Annotated in this window: 20 protein-coding genes; 12 read left to right on the top strand and 8 right to left on the bottom strand. The window is 53.1% G+C overall.

The genetic code is table 11. The features are described 5' to 3' along the window. Position 1 precedes the first annotated feature (1 nt). Positions 2-2,056: a choline transporter gene (locus AACU55_RS21840; RefSeq protein ID WP_134706105.1), complete on the bottom strand. Its 2,055-nt coding sequence runs from the start codon at positions 2,054-2,056 to the stop codon at positions 2-4. Positions 2,057-2,292: 236 nt separating this feature from the next. Here AACU55_RS21840 and betI point away from each other — a divergent pair, with 236 nt between their 5' ends. The 4 genes from betI to AACU55_RS21820 all read left to right on the top strand — a co-directional run bounded on the left by betI (position 2,293) and on the right by AACU55_RS21820 (position 6,673). Beyond that, a complete protein-coding gene (gene betI / locus AACU55_RS21835) occupies positions 2,293-2,892 on the top strand; it encodes a transcriptional regulator BetI (protein WP_013574715.1) in 600 nt (199 codons plus the stop codon). Positions 2,893-2,936: 44 nt separating this feature from the next. Then, positions 2,937-4,406, top strand: coding sequence for a betaine-aldehyde dehydrogenase (gene betB, locus AACU55_RS21830; protein ID WP_013574716.1), 1,470 nt, complete (start codon positions 2,937-2,939; stop codon positions 4,404-4,406). A gap of 23 nt (positions 4,407-4,429) precedes the next feature. Continuing rightward, on the top strand, positions 4,430-6,115 hold the full coding sequence (gene betA / locus AACU55_RS21825) for a choline dehydrogenase (protein ID WP_013574717.1): 1,686 nt from the start codon (positions 4,430-4,432) through the stop codon (positions 6,113-6,115). Positions 6,116-6,205: 90 nt separating this feature from the next. After that, complete coding sequence (locus tag AACU55_RS21820; RefSeq protein ID WP_037036100.1) at positions 6,206-6,673, top strand: GNAT family N-acetyltransferase; 468 nt, start codon at positions 6,206-6,208, stop codon at positions 6,671-6,673. Between the two features lie 224 nt (positions 6,674-6,897). Here AACU55_RS21820 and AACU55_RS21815 read toward each other — a convergent pair whose 3' ends face one another. After that, positions 6,898-7,827, bottom strand: a complete 930-nt coding sequence (locus tag AACU55_RS21815) for a LysR family transcriptional regulator (RefSeq protein ID WP_037036098.1) — start codon at positions 7,825-7,827, stop codon at positions 6,898-6,900. Positions 7,828-7,928: 101 nt separating this feature from the next. Between AACU55_RS21815 and AACU55_RS21810 the strand changes: the two genes are divergently transcribed. Further along, the gene (locus tag AACU55_RS21810; protein WP_013574720.1) at positions 7,929-8,363 is read left to right on the top strand and encodes a DMT family transporter; all 435 of its coding nucleotides are present in this window, start codon (positions 7,929-7,931) and stop codon (positions 8,361-8,363) included. 3 nt (positions 8,364-8,366) lie between these two features. After that, entirely contained in the window at positions 8,367-8,819 is a 453-nt protein-coding gene (locus AACU55_RS21805) for a DMT family transporter (protein WP_013574721.1), read from the top strand. A gap of 27 nt (positions 8,820-8,846) precedes the next feature. Here the strand turns inward: AACU55_RS21805 and AACU55_RS21800 are convergent, their stop codons facing one another. After that, on the bottom strand, positions 8,847-9,305 hold the full coding sequence (locus tag AACU55_RS21800) for an RES family NAD+ phosphorylase (protein ID WP_134706104.1): 459 nt from the start codon (positions 9,303-9,305) through the stop codon (positions 8,847-8,849). After that, positions 9,302-9,763: a type II RES/Xre toxin-antitoxin system antitoxin gene (parS, locus tag AACU55_RS21795; protein ID WP_013574723.1), complete on the bottom strand. Its 462-nt coding sequence runs from the start codon at positions 9,761-9,763 to the stop codon at positions 9,302-9,304. The genes AACU55_RS21800 and parS overlap by 4 nt, the downstream gene beginning before the upstream one ends. A gap of 350 nt (positions 9,764-10,113) precedes the next feature. On the opposite strand from parS, the gene AACU55_RS21790 reads away from it, so the two are divergent. Next, a complete protein-coding gene (locus AACU55_RS21790) occupies positions 10,114-11,001 on the top strand; it encodes a nucleoside-specific channel-forming protein Tsx (protein WP_037036097.1) in 888 nt (295 codons plus the stop codon). A gap of 186 nt (positions 11,002-11,187) precedes the next feature. After that, positions 11,188-12,783, top strand: coding sequence for an ABC-F family ATPase (locus AACU55_RS21785; protein ID WP_013574725.1), 1,596 nt, complete (start codon positions 11,188-11,190; stop codon positions 12,781-12,783). A gap of 193 nt (positions 12,784-12,976) precedes the next feature. Here the strand turns inward: AACU55_RS21785 and moeB are convergent, their stop codons facing one another. Together moeB and moeA are read right to left on the bottom strand one after the other, a co-directional pair. Then, the gene (gene moeB, locus AACU55_RS21780) at positions 12,977-13,738 is read right to left on the bottom strand and encodes a molybdopterin-synthase adenylyltransferase MoeB (protein WP_134706103.1); all 762 of its coding nucleotides are present in this window, start codon (positions 13,736-13,738) and stop codon (positions 12,977-12,979) included. Positions 13,739-13,740: 2 nt separating this feature from the next. After that, the gene (moeA, locus tag AACU55_RS21775) at positions 13,741-14,982 is read right to left on the bottom strand and encodes a molybdopterin molybdotransferase MoeA (RefSeq protein WP_134706102.1); all 1,242 of its coding nucleotides are present in this window, start codon (positions 14,980-14,982) and stop codon (positions 13,741-13,743) included. Between the two features lie 245 nt (positions 14,983-15,227). On the opposite strand from moeA, the gene AACU55_RS21770 reads away from it, so the two are divergent. Then, positions 15,228-15,461: a DeoR family transcriptional regulator gene (locus AACU55_RS21770; RefSeq protein WP_013574728.1), complete on the top strand. Its 234-nt coding sequence runs from the start codon at positions 15,228-15,230 to the stop codon at positions 15,459-15,461. Between the two features lie 74 nt (positions 15,462-15,535). Here the strand turns inward: AACU55_RS21770 and AACU55_RS21765 are convergent, their stop codons facing one another. Both AACU55_RS21765 and tsgA read right to left on the bottom strand, forming a co-directional pair. Beyond that, positions 15,536-18,355 (bottom strand): autotransporter family protein, encoded by a 2,820-nt coding sequence (locus AACU55_RS21765; protein WP_240785657.1) that lies wholly within the window; start codon positions 18,353-18,355, stop codon positions 15,536-15,538. Between the two features lie 403 nt (positions 18,356-18,758). After that, complete coding sequence (gene tsgA, locus AACU55_RS21760) at positions 18,759-19,958, bottom strand: MFS transporter TsgA (RefSeq protein WP_037036089.1); 1,200 nt, start codon at positions 19,956-19,958, stop codon at positions 18,759-18,761. A gap of 277 nt (positions 19,959-20,235) precedes the next feature. Here tsgA and AACU55_RS21755 point away from each other — a divergent pair, with 277 nt between their 5' ends. From AACU55_RS21755 to gsiB, 3 genes are all read left to right on the top strand, one after another. Then, the gene (locus tag AACU55_RS21755; RefSeq protein WP_134706100.1) at positions 20,236-21,240 is read left to right on the top strand and encodes an isoaspartyl peptidase/L-asparaginase family protein; all 1,005 of its coding nucleotides are present in this window, start codon (positions 20,236-20,238) and stop codon (positions 21,238-21,240) included. After that, entirely contained in the window at positions 21,237-23,105 is a 1,869-nt protein-coding gene (locus tag AACU55_RS21750; protein WP_037036086.1) for a dipeptide ABC transporter ATP-binding protein, read from the top strand. The genes AACU55_RS21755 and AACU55_RS21750 overlap by 4 nt, the downstream gene beginning before the upstream one ends. Before the next feature lie 72 nt (positions 23,106-23,177). Next, on the top strand, positions 23,178-24,734 hold the full coding sequence (gene gsiB, locus AACU55_RS21745) for a glutathione ABC transporter substrate-binding protein GsiB (RefSeq protein WP_134706099.1): 1,557 nt from the start codon (positions 23,178-23,180) through the stop codon (positions 24,732-24,734). Positions 24,735-24,736: the final 2 nt, after the last annotated feature.

Raw genomic sequence — 24,736 nt, 5'->3', positions numbered from 1 at the left:
ATCAGACTGGCTGTTCGGGGAAGGTGAGGGTGTTGCCCGGCGCTTCACGGTTGATATGCAGGAAGTTCAGATGACGTTCGTATTGATCCAGAATGTCATTGATCACCTGATGTTTGGTGAAGTCCATCAGGTCATTACCCTGAGTCCCTTCAAGAAGGAAGGTTTCCAGACGGTAATAATGCGATTTACCGGCGCGTGCGCGATAGGTAAAGGCAGGAACTGCATAGCGTACCGGCCAGATCTGATAGACAAAGTTTTGCTCTTCGCCCAACGCGACCTGCAATTCCAGCGGTCCGATTTTCTCGTCTTCCTGTGGCTCGTGCTCGTTAAAGGTCACTTTTGCCCCGCGTAGTTCCAGTTCCTGGGCCACTTCCTGCATCGCAGGGCGGCAAACAGTGTCCATCATTTTCTGGGTATGGCGTGTGCCCGGATAATTCATGACCCGCGACAGACGCTGTTTCCAGTTCAGCGCCGCGTCGCTGGTGGCAGGCAGCGGAGCCAGAGTCTGCTGGGTGCTGGCGCGGCGGTAATCTTCCAGACGCAGTGATTTATACAATCCGGCCATGATGAAGAAAATCACAAAGCTGAACGGCAGACCCATAATTACCGTGGTGTTTTGCAGTGCAGAAACGCCGTCGGTCATCAGCATACCCAGTGTCAGTACGCCGATGGTGACCGACCAGAAAATCCGCAGCCAGTTTGGCGCATCGTTATTGATGTCTGCCAGTTTTGAGGTGAAGTTACCCAACACCAGCGAGCCGGAGTCCGCCGAGGTGACATAAAACAGCAGGCCGGTAATCGTCGCGACGGACGCGCTCAGCGTAAAGCCGGGATACTGTGCCAGCAGGCTGTAAACGCCGCGTTCAGGGTGTGAGATCACCTCGTTGGCGAAATCCAGATTGCCATGCAGGATCTGGTACAGCGCACTGTTACCGAAAATTGACAGCCACAGCAGGGTGAAGACGAACGGAATAATCAGGGTGCCGAACACGAATTGACGGATGGTACGACCGCGTGAAATACGCGCCAGGAACAGGCCGACAAACGGCGACCACGCTACCCACCACGCCCAGAAGAACAGGGTCCAGCTGTTCATCCATTCGGTCGGACGGTCAAAGGCAAAGGTATTGAGTGTCATGCCCATAAAGCGATTGATGTAATCGCCAATATTGAGCACCAGCGCATTGAGCAGGAATTCGGTATTGCCGAAGAACAGCAGGAACAGAATCAGCCCCAGCGCCAGCAGTACGTTGAGTTCCGACAGAATACGGATACCTTTGTTAACGCCGGAGGTCACCGACACCGTCGCCATAATCACAGAAAGCAGGATCAGCGCGGCCTGAACGGTCAGGTTTTCCGGAATATGGAACAGCACTTTCAGGCCGTAGTTAAGCTGCACCACACCAATGCCGAGCGTGGTGGCGATACCAAAAATAGTCCCGACCACGGCAGCGATATCCACGCTATGACCGATCGGGCCGTTAATGCGCTTACCAAAAATCGGGTACAGCGCCGAACGGATGGTCAGCGGCAGGTTATAGCGGTAGCTGAAATAGCCCAGTGCAATGCCCATCAGCGCGTACATCGCCCAGCCGGTCAGGCCGTAGTGGAACAGCGTCCAGGTCATGGCCTGCCGTGCGGCTTCCAGCGTTTGCCCGTTGCCTTCCGGTGGCAACATGTATTGTGTCACCGGTTCGGCGACCGAGAAGAACATCAGGTCGATGCCGATCCCGGCAGCAAACAGCATTGCAGCCCAGCTCATCATGCTGAATTCGGGTTTGGATTGTTCAGGGCCCAGTTTGATCGAACCAAAACGTGAACAGGCTATGAACACTACAAACACGATGTACAGCGTAGCCGCCAGCATGTAATACCAGCCGAAGGTGGCGGACACCCAGTTTAGGGTCAGGCTGATCCATTTTCCTGATAAATCGGTGAAGAAAATGGTCATTAATGTGAAGGCTAAAATCAGCCCGGCGGAGGTGAAGAACACAACCTTGTTCAGCTGGTCGCGAGGTTTTTCGCTTTTTCTCTCTGTCGTATCGGCAATCGCCATCTTTTCCCCTGTTATGTCAATTAATCGCTATTTTTCAATAAATTGGATTCATTTAAATCTCAAAATTCATACAAATTACTAACGTATTGGTAATAAAATATATGCATTTTTAATTGAACGTTCAATCAAAAAAAAGTTAAATAGGGGGAGTGAGAGCGTTTTAACAAGGCTGAGCGGGAGCGTAAAAAGAGTTTTTTAAGCGCATTGCAACCCGCTCATTTTCAGGAGCCGGAACCATGCCCAAAGTAGGAATGCAGCCCATCAGACGGCAGCAATTAATTGAGGCAACGCTGGCTGCGGTGAACGAAGTCGGTATGCACGATGCTTCGATTTCGCAAATTGCCCGACGCGCTGGCGTCTCCAACGGCATCATCAGTCACTACTTTCGTGACAAGAACGGGCTGCTGGAAGCCACTATGCGTTATTTGCTCAGTCATCTGGGAGAAGGTGTGCAGTTGCGCTTATCACAGATGACGGATACCGCACCGACGGCGCGGCTGCATGCGATTGCAGAAGCCAATTTTGACGACAGTCAGACTAACAGCGCGGCGATGAAAACCTGGCTGGCCTTCTGGGCGAGCAGCATGCATCACCCGCAGTTGTACCGGCTGCAACAGGTTAACAGCCGCCGGCTCTATTCCAATTTATGTTCTGAATTCAGACGTTTTCTGCCTAAAAACGAGGCGCGTCTCGCAGCGCAAAGCACGGCGGCATTGATTGATGGCCTGTGGCTGCGCGGCGCACTCAGCGGTAAAGCGTTTAACCGCGACGAGGCGATGCAGATAACACATCGCCATATTGAATCGCAGTTCGCACCGCGCGTTGTCGGGCAGTAAACGGCGCAGAAAATTTTCAGACCGCACAGACCGAGGAGAGATGTATGTCCCGCTACGGCAAGCAAAAACTTTATATCAACGGGCGTTTTCAGGACAGCACCGGTGATGAAACCTTCGACGCCGTTAATCCGGCCAACGGCGAAGTGATTGCCACGGTGCAATCTGCCACACACGCGGATGTCGATCTGGCGGTGAAATCCGCGCAGAAAGGCCAGAAAGTCTGGGCCGCGATGACCGCCATGAGCCGCGCCCGTATTCTGCGCCGCGCGGTGGATATTCTGCGTGAGCGCAACGACGAACTGGCCGCCATTGAAACGGCAGACACCGGTAAACCGCTGTCAGAAACGCTGGCCGTGGATATCGTCACCGGCGCGGATGTGCTGGAGTACTACGCCGGGTTAATCCCGGCGATTGAAGGCCAGCAAATTCCGCTGCGTGATTCTTCTTTCGTTTATACCCGCCGCGAGCCGCTGGGTGTGGTCGCCGGTATCGGCGCGTGGAACTATCCGATTCAGATTGCCTTGTGGAAATCTGCTCCTGCGCTGGCGGCCGGTAATGCGATGGTGTTCAAACCGAGTGAAAACACGTCGCTGACTGCCCTGAAACTGGCAGAAATCTACACCCAAGCCGGTGTGCCGGACGGCGTTTTCAGCGTGGTGACGGGCGCGGCCAGCGTCGGTCAGGCGTTAACCGATCATCCGGATATCGCCAAAGTCTCCTTCACTGGCGGTATCAAAACCGGCAAGAAAGTCATGGCCAGCGCCTCGGCCTCCACGCTGAAAGAAGTCACCATGGAACTGGGCGGTAAATCGCCATTGATTATTTTTGATGATGCCGATCTTGATAAAGCCGCCGACATCGCGATGATGGCGAATTTCTACAGCGCCGGACAGGTGTGCACCAACGGCACCCGGGTGTTTATCCCCAAAGCATTGCATAAAGCGTTCGAAGCCAAAGTGCTGGAACGGGTGAAACGCATTCGCTCAGGCGATCCGACAGATGAAAATGTCAACTTCGGCCCGCTGGTCAGCTTCGCGCACATGGAATCCGTGCTGCGTTACATCGAAAGCGGCAAACGTGAAGGCGCGACCTTGCTGACCGGTGGCGAACGCATGACTTCCGGTGAATTCGCCAAAGGCGCTTACGTCGCCCCGACGGTATTTACCGACTGCCGTGATGACATGCTGATCGTCCGTGAAGAAATCTTCGGACCGGTGATGAGCATTCTGACTTATGAAAGCGAAGAAGAAGTGATCCGCCGCGCCAACGATACTGAATATGGTCTGGCCGCCGGACTGGTGACGCAGGATCTCAACCGCGCCCACCGCGTGATCCACAAACTCGAAGCCGGGATTTGCTGGATCAACACCTGGGGCGAATCTGCCGCAGAAATGCCGGTCGGCGGTTACAAACATTCCGGTGTCGGGCGCGAAAACGGCATCACCACACTTGAGCATTACACCCAAATCAAATCCGTGCAGGTCGAACTGGGCGAATTCAGCTCAGTATTTTGATCCGCTGCAACAGAGGAGATTCAATGGATTACGATTACATCATTATCGGGGCCGGTTCTGCCGGCAACGTACTCGCCACCCGTCTGACTGAAGACAGCAGTGTCAGTGTGCTGCTGCTCGAAGCCGGTGGCCCAGATTATCGTCTGGATTTTCGCACGCAGATGCCTGCGGCGCTGGCATTTCCGTTACAGGGTCGTCGTTACAACTGGGCGTACGAAACCGACCCGGAGCCGCATATGAATAACCGCCGCATGGAGTGCGGGCGCGGTAAAGGGCTGGGAGGCTCGTCGCTGATTAACGGCATGTGTTACATCCGCGGTAACGCGATGGATTTCGATAACTGGGCGAAAGCACCGGGTCTGGAAGACTGGAGTTATCTGGACTGCCTGCCTTATTTCCGTAAAGCAGAAACCCGCGACATCGGCCCGAATGACTTCCACGGCGGCGAAGGGCCGGTGAGCGTGGCGACGCCTAAAAACGGCAATAATCCGCTGTTCGGCGCGATGATTGAAGCCGGTGTGCAGGCGGGGTATTCGCGCACGGATGACCTGAATGGGTTCAAACAGGAAGGTTTTGGCCCGATGGACAGAACCGTGACGCCGAAGGGGCGTCGTGCGAGCACTGCCCGCGGGTATCTGGATCAGGCCAAACCGCGCGCCAATCTGACCATTGTGACGCATGCCCTGACCGACAGGATCCTGTTCGACGGCAAGCGCGCGGTGGGTGTCAGCTATTTCCACGGTGATGAATACAACGCCAAAACGGCGAAGGCGAAACGCGAAGTGTTGCTGTGCAGCGGCGCGATTGCCTCTCCGCAAATTCTGCAACGTTCCGGTGTCGGTGCGGCTGAACTGCTGAACCGTCTGGATATCCCGCTGGTGCACGACTTGCCGGGCGTCGGGGAGAACCTGCAGGATCATCTGGAAATGTACCTGCAATACAGTTGTACGCAGCCGGTCTCGTTGTATCCGGCATTGCAGATGCACAACCAGCCAGCGATTGGTGCCGAGTGGCTGTTTAAAGGCACCGGCGTGGGTGCCAGCAATCAGTTTGAAGCGGGCGGTTTTATCCGCAGCCGTGAAGAATTTGCCTGGCCGAATATTCAGTATCACTTCCTGCCGGTGGCGATTAATTACAACGGCAGTAATGCGGTAAAAGAGCACGGTTTCCAGGCGCATGTCGGTTCAATGCGTTCACCCAGCCGTGGCCGCGTTCAGGTGAAATCGAAAGATCCGCGCCAGCATCCGAGCATTCTGTTTAATTACATGGCGACGGAGCAGGACTGGCAGGAGTTCCGTGACGCCATCCGCATCACGCGTGAAATCATGAATCAGCCAGCGCTGGATCCTTACCGTGGTCGTGAAATCAGCCCGGGTGAAAACGTACAGACTGACGAAGAGCTGGATGCGTTTATCCGTGAACATGCGGAAACGGCTTTCCATCCGTCATGCACCTGTAAAATGGGTACGGATGAGATGGCGGTGGTGGACGGAGAAGGGCGGGTTCACGGTATGGAAGGGCTGCGCGTGGTTGATGCCTCCATCATGCCGCAGATCATTACCGGTAACCTGAATGCGACAACTATTATGATCGCCGAAAAGATTGCCGATAAAATCCGTGGCCGCCAGCCATTACCGCGCAGTACGGCGGCATATTACACCGCAGGCGACGCACCGGTTCGCACGCAGCCGCTGAAGAAATCTGCCTGATAAATTGGCTGTAAAATCTGTGTTAAAAAGAGATATTCTCAGGAATATCTCTTTTTTTTGGCTTTCAGAAAACAGGCAGGGCATTCACTCATGACGGAATCATCATCGCTTCACTGGCAGGATTATCATCACAGTGAACTGAACGCGGCGCAGCTTTACGCCATTCTTGCACTGCGAAGTGAAGTATTTGTGGTGGAACAAACCTGTGTTTATCAGGATATCGACGGACAGGATCTGACCGGTGAAAACCGTCATATCGTCGCCTGGCTGGATGGCAAGATTGCCGCCTACGCGCGTATTCTGCGTTTCGAAGATGACGTGGCAATCGGACGGGTGATTGTCGCGCCCTCTGCACGCGGCCTGAAACTGGGTTATCAGCTGATGGAACAGGCACTGGCTGCCTGCCAGAAACACTGGCCGGGTGCGCGCGTCGCGATTTCCGCACAGGCGCATTTGCAGGGATTCTACGGCAGGCTGGGGTTTGTGGCGTATACCGAAATTTATGACGAAGATGGGATACCGCATGTGGGGATGGAGTTAGGCGGCGGTAGCCTCTAGCTTTAACGTCAGCACCGTGGGTTGCCACCCACACCGACTTGGTTCAACGTCAACACCGTGGGTTGCCACCCACACTGGCCTTAAGAGTTTGAAAAAGCGAGGGGAGTTCAGAGGGGAAAAGCCTTTCCCCTCTGGTCGGGTTCGGCGCGGCGAGTCAGGTGGTCGCTGCACTTGAAAAACCGAAATTGTCTCGGACTATTCAACAAAAACCTCAGTGCAACGCCTTACTCCCAGTACGCCGGACTGCCAAATTTCTCCAGCAGAAAATCAATCACAGCCCTGACTTTGATCGACGGGCGGCGGCTGTTCGGATACAGCGCGCTGATGGTCTGCGGCTCCGGTGACGTCGATACCTGATAATTTTCCAGTACGCTGACCAGCCGACCGTCGCGCAGGGCATCGCCAATCAGCCAGGTGGGGAACACCACCAGCCCCATGCCGTCGATCCCGGCCTGCGTCAGGGTTTCCGCATTATTGCTGGTCAGTAATCCCCGCAGGGTCATCGAATGCCATTCCTGTTCCGGCTGACGAAAGTACCAGCGTTGTGAACCGGCAAATCCTTTGAACACCAGGCAACTGTGACTGGCTAAATCCTCCGGTGTTTCCGGCTTTCCTGCGCGGGCCAGATAAGCAGGGCTGGCGGCAAGGCGAAAATTCTGATGGCCGAGCGTGCGCGCCTGCAGGGTGGAGTCCGCCATCACGCCAATACGGATGAGCAAGTCAACGCTGTCCTGCAACGGGTCGATAAAATCGTCGGTCTGCATCAGCTCGATATTCAGGCGCGGATAACGTGTACTCAGTTCATGCAACCACGGCGCAAGATGGCGCTGACCAAAAACTACCGGCGCATTGATGCGCACCAGTCCGCCGGGTTCGCTGTCCTGCTCCTGCAAATCCAGCGTGGCGAGATCCAACTGTGCCAGCACCTGTCGCGCATGTCCGGCGAGCAGTTTGCCGGATTCTGTCGGGCTGACGGCGCGTGTGTTGCGATACAGCAGTTGCGTCTGTAATGCCTGTTCAAGCTGGGAAATCACCCGCGATACGGTTGACGGCGACATCGCCTCACGCCGCGCCACCTCAGAGAAACTGCCCTGATCCAGTACCGCGACATACAGCCGTAATGCCTGAATATTGATCTGATTAAAACCTTTCATCTGTGCGTATCCCGCAAAGGTATTTTCCTGATTGTGCTGTTTTTCGCATAGTTCTGTCACGTTATAGTCGCCGCTTCGAAAAAACAGAAAGCAGGGCAATGATGAATCTGATGTTAATTCCGCTGGTCGTTCTGGCGGGGATGGGGCTTTCACTGGAGGCCGGGCTGATTGGTCCGCTGGGAACGGAGGTTGGCCATCTGTGGGCCACGCTGAGTATTTTTGGTGTGGGTGCGGTGCTCACCGGCCTGCTGGTGCTGTTTTTCAGCCCGCGTAATGCGCCGTCATTCAATGAACAACCGGGCTGGACATTGCTGGGTGGCGTGCTCGGCCCGGTCTATGTCGTGGTGCTGACGCTCGCGACGCCGGTCATTGGTATCGGCATGACCATGATTGCGATTTTGTCAGGGCAGGTGGCGAAAAGCGTGCTGATCGACCATTACGGCTGGTTTGGTACACCGCACAAGAAAGTCGGCGGCGAACGCCTGCTGGCGCTGCTGTTTATCGTTGCTGCACTTGTTTTGATTGCCTGGGACTGAACCATGACTGAACTGATGATGATAATACTGGCCATTGTGGCCGGTGCCGCGCTGAGTATGCAGGCGGCGGTGAACGGGCAGTTAGGCGGGAAAGTGGGCGTACTGAAAAGCGCATTCCTGACGTTCAGCGTCGGGGCTGCCATTACCGCAGTGCTGGTGCTGTTTTTGCAAACACCGCAGCCGCAAACCTTGCTCACCGTACCGAAGTGGCAACTCGCAGGCGCATTATTTGGCGTGCCTTACATCATTGTGATGGTGACAGCGGTACCCCGTGTCGGAACGGCGGTGGCAACGGTCGCGGTAATCCTCGGACAACTGGCAATGGGTATGCTGATTGATAATTTCGGCTGGCTGGATAATCCGCAGATCGCGCTGTCATGGCACCGGATTGCGGCTATTCCCTGCCTTATCATCGCACTGGCACTCATTTATCGCAGCAACCGGAAAGCAGAGTGATTTCCTGACAGGGAGCAGACCCGCGCTTTATTGCAGGCGCGGGTCAAACATCATGGGCTCGCGTTCTACTGAACTCAGTAAATCGGCAAAAGCCGGGTGTAGCGGATTAAGTAATACGTTGTATTCCGACGGCACAATCACTGACGGCACTTTCAGCCCGACATATTCACCTTCTGCAAGCCAGACGTCACCCTGACGTTGTGTGCTGTCAGGCACCGATGCGCTTCGCCAGTCGGCGGCAAGCTCTGAAACTTCCAGCGTATCCAGCAGTTCCTCTGGCACCTCAATACTCAGCAAGGTATAGGAACGCATCAGCATGCTGGTTTGCAAATGCACCAGAATTTCCAGGATAGCCAGTGAGATGCTGGTGGTGACATAGACGACCGGCCTGCCTGGCGGATTCCAGCGACCGCCATAAAGTTGCGCGCCGGCTCCCGACCAGGCTGTCGCCAGATGGCGGGTCTGCACGATACGAAACAGCTTCAACTGAAAACACCGTGCTGGAGACGACCAATCAGGCGGCTGACTTCCACAGCACCCGCTTCAGAAGACAGCAGTTCCAGCGGACGTGAACCATCCAGTGCCGGAGCAGGGCGGGTGAACCATTCGAGCGCCGAGACACGATCCCCTTCGAACAAATCAGTTGCGGCATCCACGATGCGAACCAGTCGCGCCACACGTTCACTCTCTTCACTTTTTAGCAATCCGTTCCCGGCTTTACGCCGGGCATAGTTGCGTTCGTTAATGCCCATGATTTCCAGTAACACCATTTTTGGCCATCCCAGCTCAGTATTAAGACGGCTGATACTATCAACCGGAAATCCCTTTTGTATGGCATTTATCAAACTGATTCCGCTGCTTGCGGGAAGGCCCGCAGATTGCCAAAGCGGCGTTGCAGAATCTTGCACAGAGCTGGAAGACAGCCCGGTAATTTTTGAATTCATGATGTGTGCCTCCGCACCGTTATTTGTCATGATTATAGCATGACAAATAACGAATGGTCATTTTATCAACGATAACTTTTTGCCTCAGTCCGTACTGAATAAAAGCGCACGGAAAGATAAATGTGATGAATGTCACATTGGAGATGTATCGGAATGAAACAGAAATTGACAAACCTTGACCAAATCTATTTATTAGCTAAGAAAAGTCGACTCTTGTAGGAAGTAACTGGTAATTGCAGGTTTTTTGCACTATGTGCAGCAATCGGTTGCGGATCACAGTTTTAGGGTTTGTTTTATGCAACGTCTGAAAGTGGCAAGGCGTTGTTCCACCCCCCGCTTCTGGTAAAAATATGAAAAATAAAATTATTGCAGCAGGCGCTTTGATGGCTTTGTCCTACAGCGCGACCGTGCTCGCTGATGATAGCAAGGGCGAATTTGTTTCTGACTGGTGGCACCAAAGTGTCAACGTTGTAGGTAGCGCCGATACCCGTTTCGGGCCTACGCTGCGTAACGATGTTTACCTTGAATATGAAGCGTTTGCGCACAAAGACTGGTTTGATTTCTACGGTTATATCGATATTCCTAAAACCTTCGGCGCCGGTAACGGTAATGACACCGGTATCTGGGATAAAAACGGTTCTCCGCTGTTTATGGAAATCGAACCGCGTTTCTCTATTGATAAGCTGACCGGTACTGATCTGAGCTTCGGTCCGTTCAAAGAATGGTACTTCGCGAACAACTATATCTACGACATGGGCCCGGACAGCGATAACCGTCAGAATACCTGGTACATGGGGCTGGGCACCGACATCGACACCGGTCTGCCGATGAGCCTGTCGCTGAACGTGTATGCGAAATACCAGTGGGAAAACTACAGCGCAGCGAACGAAAACAGCTGGGACGGTTACCGTTTCAAAGTGAAATATTTCGTTCCTCTGACGCAACTGTGGGGTGGCAACCTGAGCTATATCGGGTTCACCAACTTCGACTGGGGCTCCTCACTGGGTGATGACGATTTCCGTGATCTGAACGGCAACAAAGCGCGTTCTAACAACTCTATCGCCTCCAGCCATATCCTGTCGCTGAACTACACACACTGGCATTACTCGTTCGTGGCGCGTTACTTCCACAACGGCGGCCAGTGGGCTGACGGCGCTGAGCTGAACTTCGGTAACGGTAACTTCGATGTGAAGTCCACCGGCTGGGGTTACTACGGCGTGATTGGCTACAACTTCTGATTTCAGCGGTTGTACGACAAACCCGGCTCCGGCCGGGTTTTTTGTTTTTGTTGCTTTCTGAAAAGTCGCACATTAAGCATTTTTTTTAGCTGTTGAGTGAAAAATGACCACAACTACAGGCGATCCTGACGCGCTGTTGTGGCATAATGCGCGCCAAATCACATTTCCCAATTAAGAGCGAGCGTTGTGCTAAGTACTTACAACATCACCATGCAATTCGGCAGCAAGCCGTTATTTGAAAACATTAACGTGAAATTTGGCGGCGGTAACCGTTACGGCCTGATTGGCGCGAACGGTTGTGGCAAGTCCACTTTCATGAAGATCCTCGGTGGCGACTTAGTGCCTTCTGGCGGTAACGTTGTGCTGGACCCGAATGAGCGTCTGGGTAAATTACGCCAGGATCAGTTCGCCTTCGAACAGTTCAGCGTGCTGGACACCGTTATCATGGGCCACACCGAATTGTGGGAAGTGAAGGAAGAGCGCGACCGTATTTACGCGATGGCGGAAATGAGCGAAGAAGACGGCTACAAAGTGGCTGATCTGGAAGTCGCTTACGGCGAAATGGATGGCTACAGCGCAGAATCCCGTGCGGGTGAATTGCTGCTGGGCGTGGGGATCCCTGTCGAGCAACATTATGGCCCGATGAGCGAAATCGCCCCGGGCTTTAAACTGCGTGTTTTGCTGGCGCAGGCGCTGTTCTCCGACCCGGAAATCCTGCTGCTCGACGAACCGACGAACAACCTGGACATCGATACTATTCGCTGGCTGGAGCAGGTGCTGAATGAACGTAACAGCACCATGATCATCATTTCCCATGACCGTCACTTCCTGAACATGGTGTGTACGCACATGGCGGATCTCGACTATGGCGAACTGCGTGTTTATCCGGGCAACTACGATGAATACATGACGGCGGCGACGCAGGCTCGTGAACTTCTCAGCGCCAATAACGCCAAGAAGAAAGCACAGATTGCTGAACTGCAATCGTTCGTCAGCCGCTTCAGCGCGAACGCCTCCAAATCGAAACAGGCGACTTCCCGTGCCCGTCAGATTGATAAAATTCAGCTTGATGAAATCAAAGCATCCAGCCGTCAGAACCCTTACATGCGCTTCGAGCAGGACAAGAAATTGTTCCGTAATGCGCTGGAAGTGGAAAAAATCACCAAAGGTTTCGACAACGGTCCGCTGTTTAAAAATCTCGGCCTGATGCTGGAAGTGGGCGAGAAAGTCGCGATTCTGGGTGCCAACGGTATCGGTAAATCAACGCTGCTGAAAACGCTGGTCGGTGAGCATGAACCGGAAAGCGGTTCAGTAAAATGGTCTGAAAACGCCAAGATCGGTTATTACGCGCAGGATCACGAATATGAGTTCGATGACACCCTGAACGTCTTTGACTGGATGAGCCAGTGGAAATCCGAGAAAGACGACGAGCAGGCCGTACGCGGTGTGTTAGGCCGTCTGCTGTTCGGTCAGGACGATATCAAGAAGAAAGTGAAAGTACTTTCCGGTGGTGAAAAAGGTCGTATGTTATTCGGGAAACTGATGATGCAACGTCCGAACATCCTGATTATGGATGAACCAACCAACCACCTTGATATGGAATCCATCGAATCGCTGAACATGGCGCTGGAAATGTACGAAGGTACGTTGATCTTCGTTTCCCATGACCGTGAGTTCGTCAGCTCGCTGGCAACCCGTATTCTGGAAATGACGCCGACCCGCGTGATTGATTTCTCGGGTAATTACGAAGATTATCTGCGTAGCCAGGGCATCAATAGTTAATTCGCTGCATCCTTCACGTTGTCTCGGCGTTGGCTGCCTTTACTCACCCCGGTCACTTACCGATGTAAGCTCCCGGGGATTCGTGCAGTTGCCGCCTTGATACAACGCGAATGATTTTGCGAATTGTTTTGGGTGTCATAAAAAATAGAAAACCGCCGATAAAGGCGGTTTTTTTGTGTCTGAATTTACTGATTCAACAATCCCCACACACTTCACAATGCGGGTCTTTCATCAGTTTCATTTCGCGGAACTGCAACGTCATGGCGTCGAACATCAGCAGTTTTCCGCGCGGGGTTTCACCAAATTTTGTCAGCAGTTTGATGGTTTCCATCGCCTGCAAGCTGCCGATGGTGCCGACTAAAGGTGCCATCACACCGGCTTCCACGCAGGTCAGGGCGTTTTCACCGAATAACCGGCTCAGGCAGCGGTAGCAGGGTTCCTGCGGCTGATAAGTGAACACGCTGAGCTGGCCTTCCATGCGGATGGCGGCACCGGAAACCAGCGGTTTTTTCTGCGCGAAACATTCACCGTTCAGCTGATTGCGCGTGGTGACGTTGTCGGTGCAATCGACCACCACGTCGCAGGCGGCGATCAGGTCACGCAGCATGTCGTCGCTGGCCTGTGCATTAATCTGATGAATGACAATGTGCGGATTGATTACCGCCAGCGCCATTGCGGCGGATTCCACTTTCGATATGCCGATCCGGGCGTCAGTATGCAGCGTCTGGCGTTGCAGGTTTGACAGCGAGACCGTGTCGAAATCCAGTAGCGTTAACGTACCGGTGCCTGCCGCCGCCAGATATTGCGCAGCGGCACAGCCTAAACCGCCCAGTCCGACAATCAGCGCATGACTGGCTTTCAGTTGTTCCTGGCCGTCAAAATCAAACCCTTTCAGAACGATCTGGCGGTTATAACGCAGGGTTTCAGCGTCCGTCAGTTCCGGCAGTTGAGGCATATTCAGCTCCGCAGCAGGGCGTTAAACGGTTCGATTTCAACGATTTCGCCTGCCGCCACGTTACCGCGCCCGCGTTCAAGCACGATAAAACAGTTGGCCTGGCTGAATGAGCTGAATACGTGCGAACCCTGATGGCCGGTGGTGCGCACTTCCAGTTGTCCTTCTGCATTGGTGCTGAAGATACCGCGCTGGAAATCGAGACGTCCGGGGGATTTTTTCAATGGTGTCACCGCTTTTGCCTTCAGGCGCGGCGGGAATTGCCAGGCCGTATGGCCGGACAACTGTGCAATAAATGGCTGAACCAGCTGATAAAACGTCAGTGCTGCCGACACCGGATTCCCCGGCAAACCGCAGAACCAGCTGCTTTCCAGTTTACCGAAAGCAAAAGGTTTGCCCGGTTTCATGGCAAGCTTCCAGAAACCAATTTCACCCAGTTCATCCAGGATCTGCTTCGTGTAATCGGCTTCACCGACCGATACGCCGCCGCTGGAAATCACCAGATCGGCAAACGCATTGGCTTCTTCGAAGGCTTTACGCAGCGCCAGGGGATTATCGCGAATAATGCCTAAATCCAGGACGGTACAGCCCAGTTGTTCCAGCATCAGGCGCACAGCGAAACGGTTGGTATCGTAAATCTGCCCCTCCTGCAAAGGCGTTCCCACCGGTTGCAGTTCATCGCCGGTGGAGAATACGGCGACTTTCAGCGGTTTCCACACCTTGACGTGGGTGACGCCCAGCGAGGCCAGCAGCGGTAATTCTGCCGCACCCAAACGTACACCGGCAGGCAAAACGCTGTCGCCCTGTTTAATGTCGTCTCCGGTCAGGCGGATATTCTGGCCTTTTTGCGCTGTTGCAGTGAAACGTACTCCCGCATCTGAAACTTCAGCCTGTTCCTGCATGATTACTGCGTCGGCACCGGCGGGAACTGGCGCACCGGTCATGATGCGGATACAGCTTCCGGCAGGCCATTCGCCATGAAAAGGCGCACCGGCAAAGGCTTTGCCCGCGACCGGGAACACCGCGCCGTCGTGCAAATCTGCGCAACGTACGGCATAGCCATCCATCGCAGAGTTATCAAAAGGTGGCACGAAAACCGGAGAAAGCACCGGTGTGGCAGTCATGCGGCCCGCGGCGCCAGCAAGTGGCAGGGATTCGGCCTCCTGACTTGTTTTAGGCGGTACACAGTCGCGCATTTTATCCAGCGCTTCGTCAAGTGAGATCAGACCGGCAGTATTGAATTCCATAAAAAATCCTTAGTCATTCGTCCCGGCGTGGCAGGTATTTTCAGCGGAGCCGGGCAGGGAAATGGAGCATGCGCATAGTATGACAGAGAAACGCAGCGAACCAAAAAGCGCCGAAGGCGTAAAAATTCTGCGCGGATTCCTGAAAAATTGAGATCGATCCCAAAATTAACAATGTAACGCAGGTATTATAGTTACCGTTATTTGTGACCTTCGTCACATAACTGTCATATAAACAGGAATAACCGGTGCTTAAAAAAAATCGCCATCAGGCCATCCTTCAGTTGGTTGAACAACATGAAGTGCTACAGGTAAGCGAACTGGCACAATCGCTGGATGTAAGTCTCGAAACGATCAGACGCGATCTGAGTGAAATGCAGGACAAAGGATTGATTTTGCGCCGCCACGGACGTGCGCGTCGTCTGGCCGCTCAGCCTGAAACATCCTGGCTAAACAGTTTGCAGCGTTGCCCGCAGCTTTAAACGCAGCAACGAAATAAGAAAAGGGAAGGCTTTGATGCCTTCCCTTTTTTATGCGTGTGATTCAGAGATCTGAATTAAAAACGCCCCTGGATCCCAATATGGCCGACGTAGCCTTCCATATCGCCGTCAAACCCTTTGACGTATTTCACATCAGCATACACCGAGGTATTCGGTGCGAGTTGCGCCGTCATGCCCGCGCCGGTCTGCCAGTATTGATCGGAAAAATCCGTTGTACTGACATCGATTCCGCCGACATTGATATCCGGTGAATCCGAGAAATTACTCAGTACGTCGGCGGTCAGGTAAGGTTTGAATTTTTCACTGGCTTTATCTTCTGCCTGGTCGCGTAACAAACGCAACCCGGCACGCGCTGTGCCCTGGTTCACTGAAACGCCGGAGATATCAGAAATTTCATCGCTGAAATCTTCAGCATTCAGATACTGATAAATGATCTGTCCCTGAGGTTCGATTTTCCAGTTGGTGCTGACGGCATAGGGTTGACCTGCTTCAGCAGAAAGCAATACGCCGTAGCTGTCCTGTTTCGTATCATGCAGGCTCTCATACTGGTTGCGATACCAGGTGAACTGGCCGACAAGGTCAACGTAAGCGCCATCTTGTGCATATCGGGTGTAATAGCCGCCAACGCTGTAGGCATCACTGCGCACTGAGCCTGCATCCGCAAGTTTCCCCGCCAACGTGCGCACCTGATCCTGCGTGTCGGTACTCTGGTTGCCCAATGTCGCCATGATGCCAGCGTGGACGCGTGTGCCGTTTTTCAGTTCATCCTGATATAAGTCGGTTCCGAATTGCGCGAACCAGTAATCACTGTCGTATCCAAAACGTCCCGCATCGAAGGAAGTGTGTTCACCGCCGGTTCTCGCCCATGCGCGATTGTTGTAGCCTTTGCCGTAGGTTTCTGTATCGCCCATACGCTCGTGCAGCGTGCCAGCAATACGCATGCCATAATACAAGTTCAGATAAGGTGCTGCGATATAACTGGGGATTTCGCCACGGTAAGTGTCTGGTGTAGACGGGGCAGGCGCAGGAACATCCGGTGTCGGATTATCTGGCGTTGGGACATCAGGAACCGGCGCGTCAGGTGTTGGGATTTCAGCGCGCAGATACCAGTCATTCATATCGCCGGTGGCATCCTTGCTCCCTTCAAAAAGATAATAGTCGTAAGCGCCGATACTGACGCTGTTTTCCAGACTGAACAGGCCATTATGACGGCTGGCATCATCAATCTGAACGACACGTATTCCGTCGTTAATTGTCTGTGCTGCCTTACCCGACGCAGAGATATGTAATCCGAACTGCCCGGACGCGTTGCCCGTAACATGAATGAGATCGCCAGCGCTGTTTCCCTGCGCATTCTGCTCCAGCGACGTATTCATAAAGAACGTACCCTTGCCTGACAGATTGTGCATTTCCAGCGTTTTGTAATCACCTTGATCGGAAAACCGGACGCTGGCGTTATTCATATTAAGAGAGTCGATGCGCGAGGAATCGGTCATCAGCCACTGACTGTCCTGCGCATCAATATTAATCGTACCGGCAGAAGCAGAAGAAAATTCCGTGCCATTCATCGCGCTGCCTTGCCAGGTTGAGTTAAGCAAATTGAGCGTCAGCTGGCTGGCGATCGGGTCTTCATCTGCGCTTAACGCAATAAGGTTACCGTTGATGATGCTGCCGTTGCTGGCATTGACCGCAAGGTCTGCAATCTGGTTGCTGTTGCTTCCGGCAACGACAAAGGCATCGGCGGCATTCAGGGAACTGTTATCCAGTGTGATAGCCCATTCGCCTTCGGTGGCGTGTACGCCCTGAGTTTTACCCGCAAGCCGGGAGTTTTTGACGTCCAGTGTGCCACCGTAGGCATAATCAGGTGTGACGTAGGAAGTGATCAGGTCAACCAGCGGTTGGTCCGACAGTGCATTTTCCATCACGACCTGGTTAAGGTTAACGTTGCCCTGATGACTGATTTCTATGCCGCTGGTGGTATTGCCGCTGCTGATATTGCCATTGAATACCGAGATAACAGAGTTGTCGTTTGAGCTTATCGCCGTGCCTGCGGAATGGATGTCAGTGTTCACTAAGGTGACGTAGCTGTTTTGATTACTTTCGATCGCCGTACTGCCTGCATATTCTGTATTAGCAGAACCTCCATTCATTAATACACCGGCATTACGGGTGGAATAAATCGCCCGCGAGTCCTCGCCCGTCGTGGTAATTATCGCGTCATTAGAAAACAGAATAAATCCGTTATCTTCTGCATATAAGGCATTGGTATGCTTACCGTGGGTGGTCACTGTGCTACCACTTCCCGTGATAAGAACGTCGTTCCTCTTGTGCAGACTGGAATTGATGTTGTTTAAAATAATGCCTTCTGAATAATCACCCGCAGTAGTGATATTGACTTTATTGATTGTGCCCTTTGCCCCATTCTGGATAACCAGACCATCAGAGCCGTTCTGCATTGAATTAATATACAGAGTACCGGCAATCGTCGCGGTGGCATTATTATTCACCGTGAATCCGGGGGTGTTGTTATTATAAATATTTACGGTAACATCATTTTTAGAAAGGAAAGAGGTTCCTATTCCTTCCATCATAATGCCTTTACTTTGGCCGTAAGTGTTGACAGTAAGCGGTCCGAGTAAATCAACGCTTCCGCCACGGGAAATGAGCATCGCTTCAGTTAAAGAGCCCTGAGTGGTGATCGTCACCGGTGCCGCGACTGACTGTGTCAGTGCGCCGCCATCATGAATATAAAAGGCGGGAATACTGGAAGTGGTGCCTTCCGACCAGGTGGTCGCACTTACGCCATCCAGATACCCTTCGGTGGAAAGGTCAAAGGGGACCATTCCGCTGATATCTAACACGGGTAAATTTGTCACATTGCCAAATTCATCTTTATCACTAATATCTGTTGCAAGCGCGTAATTAGCCAGAGAGATAGATATCGCCAGAGGGGTAAGCTTTATTAATCTAAGTGCTACAGTTTTCCATTTGCCCGGATTATTTCCCATTTTATATTTAGTCCCGTCAGGATTTTGTTAAAGAGTCTGGCGGACATTCTACGCATATTTATTTTTTAGGTTATTAATTGTATATTAAGTAATACTTAATTTAAGATGTTTATGAATGTGTAATATGTGGGCGTTAACGTAATGAATAATGAGGATTAAATAATATGGGATGATAATATTGTTTCGAGGTGTGTATATATTATCGAGCGGATGGACACCAAAAATCCGACCGCAAAAATGCGATCGGATTTTTATTGCTCAAACAAGGTTTTCAGTGTGCACTGACTTCGTGGTTAATTTTCTCTGCTTTGCTCTTCAGGCTGGCAAGTACCACCATCAGCACCAGCAACGCATAGGAAATGGTCGCGATATTCAGCGCCCAGAACAAACCGTATTCGTTGTAGATGAAAGACGAGAAGGACGCGAAAATCAGCGTGCCGACGGAACTGGTGGTCAGCAGCGCAGAGGTCAGCGTTGGCGGGGAGTTTTTCACCTGCAGGCTGCCGTAGCTCATCAGACCGGAGAACATTCCTGAGTTACAGAAACCGAACAGACCCACGGCGACGAGCACCAGCGTCGGCGAATTGCTGGTGGTCAGCACCGCCAGACTTGCCATGCCGACAATCACGGAAATCAGCAGGAAAGTACGCAGTTTCACGAAACGCACGGTGAACTGGTTCAGGAACAGGCCAATCGCTTTCACCATCCAGTAGGTGGTGATGTAAATCGCGGCACGGTCCGTTTCCATACTGAAGTGCTCATGCAGCCAGCTTGGCATCCACAGCGTGAAGACCAGCTCGGTGAAGACAAAAGCAAACAGCGCAATACACAGGAAGAAGACCGCGATGCCCCATGGCTCTTTCACCACGTTGTGCGTCGATTCGTTTTTAACCGGTTGCGGAACATTCGGGAATTTCTGACCCGCGCACAGTAAAATCATCAGCAGGCTCAGGACACCCATGATGCCGTACATCGCCAGCCAGCTTGCGCCATGTTTGAACAGGAAACCCAGCACCAGCGACAGCGTCATACCGGAAAGCGCGAAGAAGAAGTCGGTAAAGATCAGGTTCGCAGAACGTTTTTTCGGATCGTCATTAATACGTACGACCAGATAGCTGCCGATAGACATCATCAGGCCCGCCGTGGCGCCGATCAGGAACACACCCACGCCGAACAGTGTAATAGACGGCATGATAAACAGCGCGATACACACCAGCACGGAAATGAAAGAGCCGGTCATCAGTTGTTTGCCCAGATCAAACTTACGCATCAGAATGCCGCTGATCATAATGGGCAGGAACAGGCCAATGTTCATTAAGGAAAACATTTGACCGATAAAGCCCGGATCTTTGTTAAATGCCGTAGCCACCGGCCCGATAACAATGCCCAGAGTGGAAACCAGTCCACCGGTAAAGAAATAGCTGAGCCATGAGATCACATTAATCCGACGGCGGTTATAAACAGTTTCCATAAACTGATTTCCTAAAAAGAGAAAATAAAAAAGCTGCGGAAAGCTTATCCAGAGATGCTTTTATCCGTAGTTAAGACGTTTATTATTGCTGTTCTTTGGTCATTTGTCCCGCAGGTATATTCAATTGCAGCATTTGTTTTTCCTAAACAATCTAAGCAATTAGCGACTTTTTGATGGTGCGACATTTCCGCTTTACATACTGTTGCGGGCTAAATATAGTCAAAAACAGCTCAACATTTTCCTATACATAAATACAACATCGAAAGGTGCAGCGCTAATGAGTTTTTCTACTGATAATTCAGCGGCTTCCGTTTCGGACAAGAAGCGGCCGGTTATTGCGATCCACGGTGGTGCAGGGGCTATTACCCGCGCGGCAATGAGCGCTGAAAAAGAACGACATTATTTAGCCGAACTGGAGAGAATAGTCACCTGCGGACAGGCTATTCTGGCCTCCGGCGGCAGTGCACTGGATGCGGTCACCGAGGCGGTGCGTCTGCTCGAAGAGTGTCCGTTATTTAATGCGGGAAAAGGGGCTGTTTTTACCCATCAGGGCACGCATGAGTTAGACGCCTGCATTATGGATGGCCGGACGCTCGATGCCGGGGCCATCAGTGGCGTGAATCATATCCGTAACCCGATCCTGACTGCCCGCAAAATTTTGGAAGTCAGCCCGCATGTGATGTTCACCGGAGCGGGTGCGGAAGCCTTTGCCCGCGAGCACGGCCAGGAAATGGTCGGAGCGGACTATTTTTTCACCCAGGAACGTTACGACCAGTTGCAGCGGGCCATCGCCGCTGATCAGGGTGTCATGCTCGATCACGACGGCGCTTCGCTTAACGACGCTGACCCGCTGGATCCTGAACATAAATTCGGTACCGTCGGTGCGGTGGCGATGGATGCGCTGGGCAATCTGGCGGCAGCCACATCCACTGGCGGTATGACCAACAAACAGGCCGGACGCGTCGGCGATTCGCCGATTATTGGCGCAGGTTGTTACGCCAGCAATAATACGGTGGCGATTTCCAGCACCGGTACCGGCGAAGTGTTTATGCGCACGGTGGCGGCCTATGATGTGGCCGCGCTTATCGAATACGCCGGCCTTTCACTGGAAGAGGCCACACATAAAGTTGTGCAGGAAAAACTGCTGCCCCTGGGGGGAAGCGGCGGGATGATTGCGGTGGATAAATTTGGCAATGTGGTGCTGCCTTTCAACAGCGAAGGCATGTACCGTGGATTCGCCCGTGTGGGCGATGCGCCCGTCGTCAGCATTTACCGTTCATGAACAGCCCGATGAACGGTCCTCTTATTTTGCCGCCCGAACACGTGCTTGCCGTCAGCCAGCTCAGCGTGCAGTTTTCCCATGAAAGGCAGGTCATTCAGGCGGTCAGTCATCTCAGTTTTCAGGTAAAACGCGGTGAAACGCTGGCGATTGTTGGCGAATCGGGTTCCGGAAAATCAGTGACCTCACTGGCGCTGATGCGGCTGGTGGAACAGGGCGGCGGGAAGATTTCACAAGGTGAAATGCAGTTGCGCCGCCGTAACGGTGAGATAGTCGATCTGATGAACGCCACGCAGCCCGCCATGCGTAACCTGCGCGGCGCGGATATGGCGATGATTTTTCAGGAGCCGATGACGTCGCTCAATCCGGTCTTCCCGGTGGGGGAGCAAATCGCCGAATCGATCCGCTTGCACCAAAATAAAGATCACCGGGCAGCCCGTGCGGAAGCATTACGGATGCTGGATCTGGTGCGTATTCCCGAAGCCAGAAATATTCTCGACAGTTACCCGCATCAGCTTTCCGGCGGTATGCGCCAGCGGGTGATGATTGCGATGGCACTCTCCTGTAAACCTGCGTTGCTGATTGCCGACGAACCGACCACGGCGCTGGATGTCACCATTCAGGCGCAAATTCTGCAACTGATCCGGGTGCTGCAAAAAGAGATGCAGATGGGGGTGATTTTTATCACGCATGACATGGGGGTGGTGGCCGAAATTGCTGATCGTGTGCTGGTGATGCATCAGGGCAACAGTGTGGAAACGGGGGAAGTGAACGCGATATTCCGTTCTCCGCAGGCGCCTTATACCCAGACGTTGCTGGCGGCGGTGCCAAAACTCGGTTCGATGGCGGGTAAACCGCTGCCCGCACGCTTCCCGGCTCCCACACAACAGGAAAGCGATCCGGAACTGATTCAAAACACCCTGACGCCAGGCGTGCCCCCGATATTGCAGGTGCGTGATCTGGTTACGCGGTTCGACCTGCGCAGCGGCATTTTCAATCGCGTGACCCGCCGGGTTCATGCCGTGGAAAAAGTCAGTTTTGATTTGCATCCCGGTGAAACGCTGGCGCTGGTGGGGGAGTCAGGCTGTGGTAAATCCACCACCGGCCGTTCGCTGCTAAAACTGGTGAAGAGTCAGGGGGGCACCATCACCTTTAACGGCCAGACGCTGACCGATATCGGCGGCAGTGAACTGCAACATCTGCGCCGTGATATCCAGTTTATTTTTCAGGATCCCTACGCCTCGCTCGATCCGCGCCTGACGGTAGGATATTCCATTATGGAACCGCTGCTGGTTCACAATCTGGCAAAAGGCGCAGAAGCCGAAGCCCGTGTGGCGTGGTTGCTGGAAAAAGTCGGACTGCTGCCGGAACACGCGCAGCGCTATCCTCATGAGTTTTCCGGCGGCCAGCGGCAGCGAATTTGCATTGCACGTGCGCTGGCGCTTAATCCAAAAGTGGTGATTGCCGATGAATCGGTTTCGGCGCTGGATGTGTCTATCCGCGCGCAAATCATCAATCTGCTGATGGATTTGCAGAAAGAGTTTGGTCTGGCATTTTTGTTTATTTCTCACGATATGGCCGTTGTTGAGCGCATCAGCCACCGCGTGGCGGTGATGTATCTCGGGCAGATAGTGGAAATCGGCTCGCGCCGTGCGGTATTTGAAACACCCCAACATGCGTACACCCGCAAACTGATGGCGGCTGTACCGGTCGCCGATCCGGCGCACAAGCGAAAAGACCAGGCGCTGCTGGTGGATGAAATCCCCAGTCCGATCCGCGGGCTGCACGATGACCCGGTGGTGATGCCATTGGTGAAGGTGGGCGAAGGCCATTTCGTCGCCAGACATACGATTGCGGGTATTTACTGATTTTTGTGGCGGCTTATTTTGAGCCGTCAATTCTTAGTAAGACAAACGGGTAAGACAGGAAAAGGAACTGACATGAATCAGCAGAAATCTAAAGGTAAGAACGTTGTCCGTCAGGCCGTGCTCGCTGCCGCTGTTTTCGGTTCGCTGGCGTCGGCTTCTGCATGGGCGGCAAAAGACGTGGTTATCGCCGTAGGTTCTAACTTCACCTCGCTTGATCCGTATGACGCTAACGACACCTTATCGCAGGCGGTCGCCAAATCTTTCTATCAGGGTCTGTTTGGCTTTGATAAAGATATGAAACTGGAAAACGTTCTGGCGGACAGCTATACCGTCAGTAAAGACGGTCTGGTTTACACCATCAAACTGCATCCGGGCATCAAATTCCAGGACGGTACTGACTTCAATGCGGCGGCGGTGAAGGTCAACTTTGATCGTGCCAGTAACCCGGACAGTCACCTCAAGCGTTATAACCTGTTTAAAAATATCGCCAGCACTGAAGCTGTTGATGACACCACGGTGAAAATCACGCTGAAAGCGCCGTTCTCCGCCTTTATCAACATTCTGGCGCACCCGTCTGCGGTGATCATTTCCCCGGCGGCGCTGACCAAATACGGCAAAGACATCGGTTTCCATCCGGTCGGTACCGGCCCGTATACACTTGAACAATGGAACCAGACTGACTTTGTGAAAGTGAAGAAGTTTGACGGTTACTGGAAAAAAGGTGAGCCGAAACTCGATACCATTACCTGGCGTCCGGTGGCAGATAACAACACCCGGGCAGCGATGCTGCAAACCGGCGAAGCGGATCTGGCGTTCCCTGTGCCTTACGAACAGGCAGCCTTGCTGGAGAAAAATGCCAAACTGGATCTGGTGACGGCGCCGTCGATTCTGCATCGCTACATCAGTTTCAATGTCACGCAAAAACCGTTCGACAATGTGAAAGTGCGTGAGGCGATTAACTACGCGATTAACAAGCAGGCGCTGATCAAAGTGGCGTTTGCCGGTTATGCTGTGCCGTCTGAAGGGCCATTGCCGCAGGGCATCGAATACGCCGCGAAATTTAAACCGTGGCCGTATGATCCGGCAAAAGCCAAAGCATTGCTGAAAGAAGCCGGTTACCCGGATGGTTTCACCACTACGCTGTGGTCGTCGCACAATAACAGCACGGCGCAGAAAGTGTTGCAGTTCACCCAGCAACAACTGGCACAGGTCGGTATCAAAGTGACGGTTACCGCCATGGACGCCGCACAGCGTGCTGCGCAGGTTGAGAATGTGGGGCAGAAAGAGGCGGGCATCCGCATGTTCTACACCGGCTGGTCGGCGTCTACCGGTGAAGCAGACTGGGCGTTGTCTCCGCTGTTCTCCACACAGGCCGCGCCACCGAAGCAGTTCAATACCGCGTTCTACAGCAATGCGCAGGTGGATAAAGATTTGTCCGATGCGCTGAAAACGACTGACAAAGCCGGGAAAGCTAAACTGTACGCTGATGCCCAGAAGCAAATCTGGAGCGATGCGCCGTGGGCGTTCCTGGTCACTGAACGTCTGGTTTCAGCCAAAAACAAACGTCTGACCGGCTTCTATGTGATGCCCGATACGGCCTTCAGCTTTGACAATGCAGATGTGAAATAACA

The organism is Rahnella sp. CJA17(1/100) (genome assembly GCF_963881615.1).
In the GTDB taxonomy this organism is placed as follows: domain Bacteria; phylum Pseudomonadota; class Gammaproteobacteria; order Enterobacterales; family Enterobacteriaceae; genus Rahnella; species Rahnella aceris.
Note: the sequence above shows the minus strand (reverse complement) of the source record. Positions and strands in the feature narration are given on the sequence as shown.